This window comes from Streptomyces sp. ISL-98, assembly GCF_018614055.1.
GTDB lineage: Bacteria > Actinomycetota > Actinomycetes > Streptomycetales > Streptomycetaceae > Streptomyces > Streptomyces spiramyceticus.
Map to the genome: position 1 here is coordinate 156,717 of NZ_JAGGPB010000025.1, position 12,027 is coordinate 168,743.

Consider the following 12,027-nt stretch of genomic DNA (forward strand, 5'->3'; position numbering starts at 1 on the left):
CCGGACCGGTCACCACGACGCACCGAGCGCCTGACGAGCAGGAACCGGTTCGGTCCCACGGCTGACCTGCTGTGCAGGGGGCCACCGTGCGATCACCAGGCGGTGGCACGCCTCGGGCGGCGCTCCACCACGGGGTCGGCGGCCCGGACTGCTCAGGGAGTTGTGTGCCGGTGGACGCGGGCCAGGACCAGGACCGTGTCGTCGGTCGGGGGGTCGGGCAGGAGGTTCTTGAGGATGCGGTCCGCTGTCGCTTCCAACGACCCCGGCTCCCGGGCCAGTTCGGTGCGCAGCGCGCTCAGACCGGCCTCGATGTCCCGGCCGCGTGCCTCGATGAGGCCGTCGGTGTACAGGGCGAGGGTGGCGTTTTCGGGGAGTTCGATCTCGGTCGTCCTGAAGGGGAAGCCGCCGACGCCCAGAGGGACTCCCAGGACGTCGTCGATGGTCTCGACTCTGCCGTCCGGGTGGAGCACCAGGGGCGGGGGGTGGCCGGCGCTGGCGATGCGGGCTCGGCCGGTCTTCGGGTCGTAGACGATGTAGAGGCATGTCGCCAGCTCGATGCCTGCGTCCTGGGCGCACGCGTCGAGCTCGGCGAGGAGGTCGTCCGGTTCGCGGTCGTGCCTGGCCAGGGCCTTGGTGGTGATGCGGAGCCGACCCATGGCGGCGGCGGCCGGCACACCGTGTCCCATGACGTCGCCCACCACGAGGACGACCCGGTCGTCGGGCAGGTTGATGACGTCGTACCAGTCGCCGCCGACTTCGGTGATGCGGCTGCCGGGCACGTACCGGTGGGCCATGTGCACGTATGGGCTGGTGGCCAGTGCGCTGGGCAGCAGCGCGCGCTGGAGTGTGAGCGCGATGTCCTGTACGCGGCTGTACAGACGCGCGTTGTCCAGGCAGATCGCGGCGCGTGAGGCGAGCTCGCCGGCGAGGCTGAGATCGTCCTGGGTGTAGGGCGGCCGGGCCGCGGACCGGCCGAACATGGCGATTCCCTGGACGGTGCCCCTGGCGACGAGCGGGGCGACGAGGATGCACGTCAAGCCGCTCTCGGCCAGCAGCCTCGCGCGAGCCTCATTGGAGACGGTCCGGGCCAGGAACTCCTTCACTTCGGCGGAGATGGGGCGTCCGGTTCTCAGCATTTCGTGGATGACCGATCCGGGCGGGTACGTCACGGTCTCCGCCCCGCTCACGAGTTCGGTGGCGGGAGGCGGCAGGACGGTCCCGGAGGCAATCCGGCGGGTGACCAGTGGCAGCTCGGGGTCGAACAGCTCGGTCTCGTCCGCCCACTCCACGACCTCTACGACCGAGCCGTCGCAGAAGCCCGGGACTACCGTTTCGACCAGCTCCTGGGCCGTGAGGTTCACATCCAGGGTGGTGCCGATCCGGGCGGCGGCACGGTCCAGCAGAGCCAGCCGCTGACGGCCGGCGGTCGCTTCCAGGATGGCCTGTTCCCTGTCGGTCACGTCCACCATCAGCCCGCCCACTCCGGGCCGCGAGCCGGCCGCCTGGCTCAGGGGGAAGAAGCTCACCGACCGCACCTGGTCCCGGTCCGGACGGCCCCGTGTACGCATGCCCACCAGCATCCCCACGACGGGCCGGCCGCCCGCGGCAACGGCGCGGAGCACGCGCTCGTACTCGCCGCCGTCGGACATGACCATGATCTCGTCCATGTGCCTCCCGAGGTGCGCCTCGATCGGGAGCCCGTCCATGTCGGCGAGCGCCTGGTTGAGGTGGACGTACCGGAGGTCGGGGTCGAGCATGACCAGGCCGATGGGGCAGGTCTCGAAGAGGGCGTCGAGGAAGGCGAGGTTCGTCTTGACCCGGTCGAGCTCCTCGCTGCGGCTCGCCAGGCCCATGACGACCGAGCGCCCCTGCGCGCCGGAGACGGGAAAGACCCGGAAGCCGCAGTCGAAGACCGTGCCGTCGCGATGCCGTGCCGCCAGGCGGCCGCGCCAGTACCCCAGGGTGCGGCCTCGTTCCAGCATCCGGGCGCACGATGCGGAGGTGCCGCCGGACGCGTCGGGGAAGAGTACGGCGCCGGGCTGGGACAGGACCGCGGAGGAGTCGTACCCGAAGAGGTCCCGCGCGCCGGGCCCCCAGTAACAGACAAGATCGTCGTCGTCGATGCCGAAGACGGCGACGGCCACGTGCTGGAGCAGCGTCCCTGGCTCGGACCAGAACGGACCATGAGGCTTCTGGTCCCCCGGCCGATCCGATGGCACGAGACGTCCCCTTCCGGCTGCCACTCTCTACTTCATTATGCGGACATTTCGGCAGATCTGGTCGCTGAGAGATTCGCCCGCCGCGCTTTACCACAGCCGAGGAGCTGCGGGGCGGAAACAGCGCCACGTCGGCCTGAACCGGAATCCACGACCTGTTTTCGGCCAACCATGCGTGACTCACGAGCCCGCAGACAACCCATGGTGACGTCCGCCATCTCTGACAGGCAGGGGAACAGCAGACCAGCCTGCACGCGGAAACGCGGAAACGCAGAAAACGAGGAACGATGACCAGATCCCACCCAGTCCGTCCATGGCGTCCGGCGCTCGCTGCCGCTGTGGCGGTCGCCGTGACCGCCGGCGTCGTCGCCGCCGCGCCCGACGCCGACAAGGCACAGGCTCAGGATCGGCCCACGCCGAAGCTCAGCCTGATCGCCGCCTCGACCTCGGTGACCCTCGACTCCTGGAAGGAGTTCCCGGGCGTCTACCTGGACCTCGGTACGTACGTCACCGCCGACGGCGGGCCCCTCGAGCTCAAGGTGACCCGTAAGTCCTACAAGGACCCGGTCGTCGCCCAGCAGATCATTCGTGAGGGGACGACGGTCCGGACCAAAACCCTTCCCGAGGGCCTGGTGAAGGACTTCTCGGGGCTGCCGGACTTCGCCCAGGTCAAGGTCACCAACGCGGCCGGCAGGACTGTGGTGAACAAGTCCGAGGCATTCTGTCCGAACAACGCCTCCGGTCGGATACGCCCCGATGCCCCGGCCAAGTCGAAGTACCCCGAGAGCTGTCCCGAGAACCCGTTCACGCTCGGTTCCGTGTGGGGTGTCGAGAACGGCTGGGCATCCAACACGTACGCGGGCTACAACTCCGACCCGATCGCCCTGCCTGCCGGGAAGTACACCGCCAAGGTGTCCGTGAACAAACGCTACCGCGATCTGTTCGGCATGGAGAACAAGCCTCAGACGATCAAGGTGACCGTACGCGAGCGCAGCCAGGAGGGCGGCGCGGGCGGGTCGGCCGCCATGAAGCACGGATCACACTCGGCCGGGCACTCCGGTCACGGCGCGATGCGCGCACCCGCGCCCGCACCTGCGACGAGCGGGGCGGGACCGTCGTACAACGTGGGCCACGGGCCCCACACCCCCGCACCGCCGGCCCTGCCGTGGGCGCTCAAGAAGGCGGGCCTCAGGGCGGCGAAGGTCGGTGACGGGGCCGGGCAGACGGACGGTTCGCGGAAGGCGCCGGCGGTGAAGCCCAACGCGAAGCGGCCGACCGGCTCGCCGACGGTGCCCGATGTGCCCAAGCCCGACCTCCGTTCGCTGCCCGCGTACGGCATCACCATCGGCAGCGGAGACAACGACACTCCGGGCAAGGACTACCTGGCCTTCAGCGCCAATGTGTGGAACGCGGGTCCCGCGCAGCTGGTGGTCGACGGCTTCCGCGCTCCGGGCAAGAAGCTGATGGACGCCTACCAGTACTTCTACGACGCCAATGGCAAGCAGGTCGGCTACACACCGACCGGCACCATGGAGTGGGACCCGCGCCCGGGCCACGAGCACTGGCACTTCACCGACTTCGCCAGCTACCGGCTGCTCAAGGCCGACCAGAAAGAGTCGGTGCGCAGTGGCAAGGAGGCTTTCTGCCTGGCCAACACCGATGCCGTCGACTACACGGTGAAGAACGCCAACTGGCACCCGGGCAACACCGACCTGTCCACCGCGTGCGGCCAGGAGAGCTCGATCTCTGTCCGTGAGGTGCTCGACGTCGGTTCCGGCGACACGTACACCCAGGACCTTCCCGGCCAGTCCTTCGACATCACCAATGTGCCGAACGGCACCTACTACATCCAGGTGCTGGCCAACCCCGAGAAGCGGCTCAAGGAGACCAACCTCAAGAACAACAGCGCGCTGCGCAAGGTCGTCCTGGGCGGCCGGCCGGGTGCTCGTACGGTGACCGTGCCCGCTCATGATCTGGTGAACGCCAACTGACGTCCGCTCTTCCCAGCGGCCTTTGACGCGCGGCCTTTGATGTCGGCTCCCGAGCAGTGGTCTCGGGAGCCGACGCACGTGCTAGGCCCGGCACTCCTTCCAGGCGAGCCGGTAGACGGTCTTGATGTCGCCGTCCGTCGAGTCCATGGCGATGAAGCTGTTGGTCTTGGCCGGGTCGGAGGTGCCGGCGTTGACCCGCAGCTCGGTGTTGATGTTGAAGTTGCGTTTCACGCCGCACGGCGCCCAGACGAGCTGGCCCCAGTCGGTCTCGTCCGTCGCGTTCCAGTTGTTGTCGTACGGGCCGCGGAACGGATGCGACGCGGCCGCCGTGTCGGGCGAGCCCTGGAAGTAGTACGACGCCTTCTGAACGGCACTGGCGCCCGGCTCCAGGTGCGCGTAGCCGCGGTAGTCGGCGCTGGCGACGGCGTAGGTGAAGCCGTGCGGGACATGCACGATGAGGTTGAGCTGGCAGTTCTTGCGGAAGTCGGTGGGCTTCGCGCCGAGGCCGACCTGGGCGAGGTACTCGCTGTACGTAACGGTGAAGGCCGTGTTGTCGGGGGCGACGGCTATGGCGGCGGTGCCTGTGGGGCAGCCCGAGCCATTGACGGTCGCGACCTCGATGACGATCTTGTCGGGCGGGGCGACGATGGAGCCCTCCGCCGCGGTGGACGTGGTCGGTGCGAGGAGAGTCGCCGCGAGGACGGCCGTGGTCGCGCCGCAGGCGAATAACGCGTGGGACAGGGTTCTGGGCATGGGGCTCCGATCGGTTGTCGGTCGAAGTGGGCGGCCAATCCCGGTGAAGTCATGGACATGTCAATCTTTCAACCGGCTGACCCGCCCGAACGCTTCGGATCGTAGGGGCCAATGCCGCAGCCGGACAGGCCGGTTATCGGCCGCAAAGCGGGGAGGACCGGCCCGGGGCCCGCGCCGGTCATTCCTCCGAGGGGAAGGCCTGTTCGGTCCAGATCGTCTTGCCCGACCGGGTGTAGCGCGTTCCCCACCTCTGAACGAGTTGGGCGACGATGAACAGGCCGCGCCCGCCTTCGTCGTCCTCCCCGCTGTGACGCAGATGCGGTGACGTGTGGCCGGCGTCCGCGACCTCGCACAGGAGCGTGCGGTCACGGATGAGGCGCAGGTGAAGCGGTCCGCCGGCGTGCCTGACCGCGTTGGTGACCAGCTCGCTGACGACGAGTTCGGTCGCAAAGGTCAGCTCGTCCAGGCCCCAGGCGTGAAGCTGTCCGGTGGCCAGCTCGCGGGCGTGGCCCACCGCGACCGGCTCGGCGGGCAGTTCCCAGTCGGTGACCTGCGAAGTGTCGAGTTCCCGGGTGCGTACGAGCAGCAGGGCCGTGTCGTCCTCCATGGTGCCTTCGGGCAGGAGTTCCGACACGGCCCGGTCGCACAGTTCTTCCAGCGACGCGTGCCGGTCACTGAGTACTCGTCCCAGGGTGTCGAGTCCGTGATCGATGTCGCGGTCGCGCGCTTCGACCAGGCCGTCGGTGAAGAGAGCCAGCAGGCTGCCCTCCGGCAGCTCGATCTCCATCGACTCGAACGGCAGGCCGCCGAGGCCCAGGGGCGGGCCGGCCGGGAGGTCCGGGAACGACAGTCTGCCGTCGGGGTCGACGACCGCCGGCGGAAGGTGGCCCGCCCGGGCCATGACGCATCGTCGCGAGACCGGGTCGTAGACGGCGTAGAGGCAGGTCGCCCCTGTTGTCACATCGTCATAGAGGCCCTCGGGCTGTCCGAGCGCATGTGACTGCTCCTCCTCCGCCTGCCCGACCAGGTCGTCGAGCCGTGTCAGCAGCTCGTCGGGAGACATGTCCATCTGGGCGAACGCACGTACCGTCGTACGCAGTCGTCCCATGGTTGCGGCCGCCTGCAGGCCGTGGCCGACCACGTCTCCGACGACGAGTCCGACCCGCGTTCCGGACAGGGGGATGACGTCGAACCAGTCTCCGCCGACCCCGGTTACGTCGTCCGCCGGGAGGTAGCGGTAGGCCAGGTCCACGGCCGATTGCTCCGGCACGTGCTGCGGCAGAAGCTGGCGCTGCAGGGCGAGGGCCGCGGCGCGTTCACGGGTGAAGCGGCGGGCGTTGTCGATTCCCACCGCCGTACGGGCCACCAGCTCGACGGCCAGAGCGACTTCACCGTTGTCGAACGTGCCCGCACGCGTATCGCGGATGAAGGTGACGAGTCCCAGTACGCTGCCACCGGCCCGCAACGGCACCACCAGAGTGGTGTCGTCGAGCACGAGCCCGCCCGAGGCGAGGCTGCGTTCCTGGGGCGAACCCGGCGGGAAATCGACGCGGGGAGGCTGATGGCTCTGCGACTCCTCCCCCTCCCCCGACTCCCCCGGTGCCTTCAGGTCACCCTCCTCGGGCGAGCCGGCCGAACGGCGGGCGACCCGTACGAGGGCCATCGCCGCCGAGCCGCCGGTGACCGGCGCCTCCCCTTCGAGCACCGCCTTCGCGAGGTCGACCGTTACGGTGCCGGCGAAGTCCGGGACCGCCACCTCGGTGATCTTCTCGGCGGTGACCGTCACGTCCAGGGCGGTGCCGATTCCGCGGCCTGCCTCGACGAGCAGGGCCAGCCGCTGCTGGGCCCGGTAACGGTCGGAGACGTCAAAAGCGTCCTCGCATACGCCGAGCACGTTCCCGTAAGCGTCCTGGAGCCGGTAGTACGAACAGGACCAGAGGTGGATCGTTCCCGGATCGCTGGGAGGCTCGCCCTCGAAATGCAGGTCGAGAATCGGCTCACCGGTGTCCAGTACATGGTGCATGACGGAGTCGAGCGTGTGGGGGTATCCCTGATACCCCTGGGTCACGAACCTGCCCGTGGCGTACAGCTCATCGGCCCGCATGCCGCGGAACTCGGCGAACGGCCGTCCTATCTCCCGTTCATAGGCCGCGTTGCACCAGGTCAGGCGCAGGTCGGTGTCGTAAATGCCCAGGCCGACGGGTGACTGGGTGGCCAGCCCGTGGAGCATGGCCAGCCGGGATTCCCACACCCGCAGGTCGTCGAGCTCCGTCGCCACGAGGACGCGCTCCGCCGCACCGGTGCCGGGCAGGTTGCACACCGCCGTCGCGACGAGTACTTCGCGGCCGTCCCGGTGCCGGGCGGAGCGGATCTCGTTTCCGCTCTCGATTCCACCGAACGGGCGGACCAGGGCGGGGGCGGGCTGCTCGTCCGGAGGGGAAACATGGCCAGGCCCGGGTAGCAGGAAGGTACTCAGGGGCTTTCCGACGATCTCGTCCTGCGCGTAGCCGAAGAGACGCTCGGCGGCGGGACTCCAGCCAATGACCGTGTCCTGGGCGTCGAGAACCGCCGTGGCCGCCCTGGTGACGTCGAGGGGGCCACGGAAGTCGGCAATCTGCTGTGCCGCGTTCCATGCGCTCATGGCGCCACACCGGCCCGGTTCATTACGTACAGAATCGGGCCTGGCCAGGACGGGCACAACCGGTGTGCGCCCATGCGACGGTTGCCGCGCCACGACGCCGTGGCCCATATGCCCCGAACTGGAACATCTTGACAATTGCGTCGGTACGTTCTATTCAGTTCTTTGAAGAGGTTTCCTCCGTATCCGCAGGTCAGAGCGGCTGGGAGGTGAGCGCAATGGCAGGGCGGGAGGCATCGGGCCGACGGCCCGGCCATTACGCGGTGCTCGGCGTGGAGCCGAGCTCTTCGGCCGGACAGATCACCTCGGCCTACCGCAGGCTCGTGCGCGCGCTGCACCCCGACGCCAACCCCGACAGCCCGACGGCGGACCGCAGGTTCGCCGACGTCGTGGCCGCCAGCACGGCGTGGCCACATCTGCCCGACCTGCTGTGGAAGTGGAGCGCAGGGTGAGGAGAAGGCAATGTCACGTGCAGTGGGTATCGACCTTGGTACGACGAACTCGGTGGTCTGTGTGCTGGAGGGCGGTGAGCCCACGGTCATCACCAACACCGAGGGCGCCCGGACGACCCCCTCGGTGGTCGGTTTCGCGAAGAGCGGTGACGTGCTGGTGGGCGAGATCGCCAAGCGGCAGGCCGTAACCAACATTGAGCGCACCGCACGGTCGGTCAAGCGCCACGTGGGCGAGGCGCAGTGGCGTTTCCCGGACAGCGGGGACATCGACGGCAAGCGCTACACCGCTCAGGAGATCTCGGCGCGCGTGCTGCAGAAGCTCAAGCGCGATGCCGAGGCGTACCTGGGTGAGGACGTGACGGACGCCGTCATCACCGTTCCGGCCTACTTCAACGACTCCCAGCGCACCGCGACCAAGGAGGCCGGGGAGATCGCGGGCCTGAAGGTGCTGCGGATCATCAACGAGCCGACGGCCGCGGCGCTCGCCTACGGCCTGGACAAGGAGAACGACCAGACCATCCTCGTGTTCGACCTCGGTGGCGGCACCTTCGACGTATCGCTGCTGGATATCGGCGAGGGCGTGGTCGAGGTGAAGGCCACCAACGGTGATACGCACCTGGGCGGTGACGACTGGGACCAGCGGATCGTGGATCACCTGGCCAAGCAGTTCAAGAACGCGTACGGCATCGACCTGTCCAAGGACAAGATGGCCACGCAACGGCTTCGCGAGGCCGCCGAGCGGGCCAAGATCGAGCTGTCGGCCGCGACCGAGACCACGATCAACCTGCCTTACCTGAGTGCGTCGGCCGAGGGGCCGCTGCACCTGGACGAGAAGCTCACGCGCTCGCAGTTCCAGCAGCTGACCGCCGACCTGCTGGAGCGGTGCAAGGCCCCGTTCCACAATGCGGTCAAGGACGCGAAGATCAAGCTCGCTGACATCAACCATGTGATCCTGGTCGGCGGCTCGACCCGGATGCCCGCTGTGACCGAGCTGGTCAAGGAGCTGACCGGCAAGGATCCGCACAAGGGTGTGAACCCGGACGAGGTCGTCGCCATCGGCGCATCACTGCAGGCCGGTGTCCTCAAGGGCGAGGTCAAGGACGTTCTGCTCCTCGACGTCACGCCGCTGTCGCTCGGTATCGAGACCAAGGGCGGCATCATGACGAAGCTGATCGAGCGCAATACGACGATCCCGACGAGGCGCTCCGAGGTCTTCACGACGGCCGAGGACAACCAGCCGTCCGTGCAGATCCAGGTCTTCCAGGGCGAGCGCGAGATCGCGTCGTACAACAAGAAGCTCGGCATGTTCGAGCTGACCGGTCTGCCGCCGGCCCCGCGCGGTGTCCCGCAGATCGAGGTCACGTTCGACATCGACGCCAACGGCATCATGCACGTTGCCGCCAAGGACCTCGGCACCGGCAAGGAGCAGCGGATGACCGTCACCGGCGGCTCCGCGCTGCCGAAGGACGACATCGACCGGATGGTCCGCGAAGCCGAGCAGCACGCGGAGGAGGACCACAGGCGCCGTGAGGCCGCCGAGACCCGCAACCAGGCCGAGCAGCTCGTCTACCAGACGGAGAAGTTCCTGAAGGACAACGAGGGCAAGGTGCCCGGCGAGGTCAAGACGGAGGTGGAGGCCGCTGTTGCCGAGCTGAAGGAGAAGCTCAAGGGCGAGGACTCCCCGGCCATCCGCGAGGCGACCGAGAAGGTGGCCGTGGTCAGCCAGAAGCTCGGCCAGGCCATGTACGCCGATGCCCAGGCGCAGAGCTCCTCTGCGGGCGCCGGCGGGGCGGGCGAGAGCAGTTCGGGTGCGCAGGCCGGCGACGAGGAGGACGTCGTCGACGCGGAGATCGTCGATGAGGACAAGCAGCGAGGAGGCGAGGGATGAACCGCCCGACCGATGTCAGCGGCCACCCCGATGCGCCGCTCGAGATCGTCCGTGAAGGGCGGCGCGGCGGTCCCCCAGCCGCCCTGTCGACCCGTGCCGCCGGCCCCGATGAGCGGACCGGCAGGGCGGCCGACGCGCCGTCCGGGCGTGGCGGGGGCGACGCGCCCCGGCCGTCCCGGGAGGAGGCGCTCCGTGCGGAACTGCGTGAACGCACGGCCGACCTGCAACGGCTGAAGGCCGAGTACGACAACTACCGCAAGCGGGTACGCCGCGACCGCCTGGCGGTCCGCGAGATCGCCGTGGCCAACGTACTCGGCCGGCTCCTGCCCGTGCTCGACGCCGTCACCGAGGCCACCGCGCAGGGCGAGGTGACCGGCGGCTTCGAACGCGTCGCCGAGGCGCTGCGGTCCGAACTGGCGGCACTGGGCCTGCAGCGCTTCGGCGCGGTGGGCGATCCCTTCGACCCGTTCGTGCACGAGGCCATCTCGTACAGCCATACCGACGAGGTCGAGCGCCCCACCTGTACCGCGATCCTGCGCCCGGGCTACCGGGTCGGCGACCACCTCCTGCGCGCCGCCGAGGTGGCGGTCGCCGAACCGCCCACCGGTCCGCACAGGCAGGAGGTGTGAGCCATGGCCCGACGGCCGGCCGAGCGCGACGCCGGCCCCGACGTGCGGCGCCGGCCGCCCCTGGCAGGAGGCGCGCGTCAACGTGCTGCCCATCGATGACGCCGATGCCGCGCTCTACACCATCGGACAGGTCGCAGAGATGCTGGACGCGCGGGTCACCTTCCTGCGGCGCCTGGACGAGCAGGGCGTCGTGGTTCCGGCGCGGTCGGCCGGAGGGCAGCGCCGGTACTCGCGACGCGAGATCAGCCAGGTGGCCGAGGCGATGAAGCTGATCGACGAAGGACTCACTCTCGCCGGGGTCCGCCGGGTGCTGGCCCTGAAGGCGCACATCCGCGGCCTGGAGGCCGAACTGGCCGCGCGGGACGCGGTCGTCGAGCGGGGGCGGCTGCCTGCCGACCAGCAGCGTCCCGGCTGAAACACCAAGGGCTGAGGCTGGGGTCCGACGCAGTGGTCTGAGACAGGAGACCGACGATGGCGCCACCAAGCCGTGGGGCGACGTCCGCCTGGGTGGTGGAGCGCCCGGGTCCGATCACGTCCGCCCCGCTGCGTCTGGTGGAGCGCCGGACTGCCGAGCCCGGCCCGTACGAACTGCTGGTGCGCGTGCGCACCTGTGGAGTGTGCCGGACCGACCTGCACCTGGCCGAAGGCGACCTGACTCCTCGCAAGCCACAGTGCACGCCGGGCCACGAAGTGGTCGGCGAGGTGGTCGCCGCCGGACCCGCCGTCCAGGACTTCCGCCTCGGTGACCGGGTGGGGGCCGCCTGGCTGGCGGGAACCTGCGGGCAGTGCCACTACTGCCGCACGGGACGCGAAAACCTGTGCCCAAGCTCGCGCTACACCGGCTGGGACATCGACGGCGGATTCGCCGAACATCTCGTCGTGGACGCCCGATTTGCCTACCGCCTCCCGGAAGGGTGGAACGACGAGGAAGCCGCACCCCTGTTGTGCGCGGGAATCATCGGCTACCGGGCGCTCCAGCGGGCCGACCTGCCGCCCGGCGGCCGGCTGGGCATCTACGGATTCGGCGCCTCCGCACACCTGACCGCCCAGCTCGCCATCGCCCGGGGTGCCGACGTCCACGTCGTTACGCGGTCACCGACGGCGCAGCGGCTGGCCCTGGAACTGGGGGCGGCATCAGCCGGAGCCGGCGCACCTCCGGAGCCGCTGGACGCCGCGATCCTGTTCGCACCGGCCGGGCACCTGGTGCCGGTGGCGCTGTCGGCACTGGACCGGGGCGGCACGCTCGCGATCGCCGGGATCCACCTGAGCGCCATCCCCCCGCTCGACTACGCCCGCCACTTGTTCCAGGAACGGACCGTGCGAAGCGTCACCGCCAACACCCGCGAGGACGGCGCGCGTACCTCGCCGAGGCAGCGCGGCTGCGACCCACCGTCCGGGTGACGAGCTATCCGATGCGGCGGGCCGACCGGGCCCTGGAGGATCTGGGGGCCGGCCGGCTC

The 12,027-nt window shown here is 69.4% G+C and carries 9 protein-coding genes; 6 read left to right on the forward strand and 3 right to left on the reverse strand.

Annotation, left to right across the window (positions count from 1 at the left end):
• Positions 1–152 precede the first annotated feature (152 nt).
• On the reverse strand, positions 153–2,219 hold the full coding sequence (locus J7I98_RS18065) for a SpoIIE family protein phosphatase (RefSeq protein WP_214921745.1): 2,067 nt from the start codon (positions 2,217–2,219) through the stop codon (positions 153–155).
• A gap of 284 nt (positions 2,220–2,503) precedes the next feature.
• On the opposite strand from J7I98_RS18065, the gene J7I98_RS18070 reads away from it, so the two are divergent.
• The gene (locus J7I98_RS18070) at positions 2,504–4,207 is read left to right on the forward strand and encodes a lysyl oxidase family protein (protein ID WP_214921746.1); all 1,704 of its coding nucleotides are present in this window, start codon (positions 2,504–2,506) and stop codon (positions 4,205–4,207) included.
• 81 nt (positions 4,208–4,288) lie between these two features.
• On the opposite strand, the gene J7I98_RS18075 is transcribed toward J7I98_RS18070, so the two are convergent.
• A complete protein-coding gene (locus tag J7I98_RS18075; RefSeq protein WP_214921747.1) occupies positions 4,289–4,960 on the reverse strand; it encodes a DUF4360 domain-containing protein in 672 nt (223 codons plus the stop codon).
• Positions 4,961–5,138: 178 nt separating this feature from the next.
• Positions 5,139–7,601, reverse strand: a complete 2,463-nt coding sequence (locus J7I98_RS18080) for a SpoIIE family protein phosphatase (protein ID WP_214921748.1) — start codon at positions 7,599–7,601, stop codon at positions 5,139–5,141.
• Between the two features lie 215 nt (positions 7,602–7,816).
• On the opposite strand from J7I98_RS18080, the gene J7I98_RS18085 reads away from it, so the two are divergent.
• The 5 genes from J7I98_RS18085 to J7I98_RS18105 all read left to right on the forward strand — a co-directional run bounded on the left by J7I98_RS18085 (position 7,817) and on the right by J7I98_RS18105 (position 11,968).
• A complete protein-coding gene (locus tag J7I98_RS18085; protein ID WP_214921749.1) occupies positions 7,817–8,050 on the forward strand; it encodes a J domain-containing protein in 234 nt (77 codons plus the stop codon).
• Between the two features lie 10 nt (positions 8,051–8,060).
• The gene (dnaK, locus tag J7I98_RS18090) at positions 8,061–9,938 is read left to right on the forward strand and encodes a molecular chaperone DnaK (RefSeq protein ID WP_214921750.1); all 1,878 of its coding nucleotides are present in this window, start codon (positions 8,061–8,063) and stop codon (positions 9,936–9,938) included.
• Positions 9,935–10,567 carry a nucleotide exchange factor GrpE gene (gene grpE / locus J7I98_RS18095; RefSeq protein WP_214921751.1) on the forward strand — a complete coding sequence of 211 codons (633 nt, stop codon included), beginning with the start codon at positions 9,935–9,937 and terminating at the stop codon, positions 10,565–10,567. Before dnaK ends, grpE begins: the two co-directional genes overlap by 4 nt.
• 82 nt (positions 10,568–10,649) lie before the next feature.
• A complete protein-coding gene (locus J7I98_RS18100; RefSeq protein WP_214921752.1) occupies positions 10,650–10,982 on the forward strand; it encodes a MerR family transcriptional regulator in 333 nt (110 codons plus the stop codon).
• 56 nt (positions 10,983–11,038) lie between these two features.
• A complete protein-coding gene (locus J7I98_RS18105; protein WP_374225142.1) occupies positions 11,039–11,968 on the forward strand; it encodes a zinc-binding alcohol dehydrogenase family protein in 930 nt (309 codons plus the stop codon).
• Positions 11,969–12,027: the final 59 nt, after the last annotated feature.

Excerpts from the sequence above, each read along its gene's own strand:
- J7I98_RS18070 (WP_214921746.1), top strand. The coding sequence starts at position 2,504 with ATGACCAGATCCCACCCAGTCCGTCCATGGCGTCCGGCGCTCGCTGCC.
- J7I98_RS18075 (WP_214921747.1), bottom strand. The coding sequence starts at position 4,960 with ATGCCCAGAACCCTGTCCCACGCGTTATTCGCCTGCGGCGCGACCACG.
- J7I98_RS18080 (WP_214921748.1), bottom strand. The coding sequence starts at position 7,601 with ATGAGCGCATGGAACGCGGCACAGCAGATTGCCGACTTCCGTGGCCCC.
- J7I98_RS18085 (WP_214921749.1), top strand. The coding sequence starts at position 7,817 with ATGGCAGGGCGGGAGGCATCGGGCCGACGGCCCGGCCATTACGCGGTG.
- dnaK (WP_214921750.1), top strand. The coding sequence starts at position 8,061 with ATGTCACGTGCAGTGGGTATCGACCTTGGTACGACGAACTCGGTGGTC.
- grpE (WP_214921751.1), top strand. The coding sequence starts at position 9,935 with ATGAACCGCCCGACCGATGTCAGCGGCCACCCCGATGCGCCGCTCGAG.
- J7I98_RS18105 (WP_374225142.1), top strand. The coding sequence starts at position 11,039 with ATGGCGCCACCAAGCCGTGGGGCGACGTCCGCCTGGGTGGTGGAGCGC.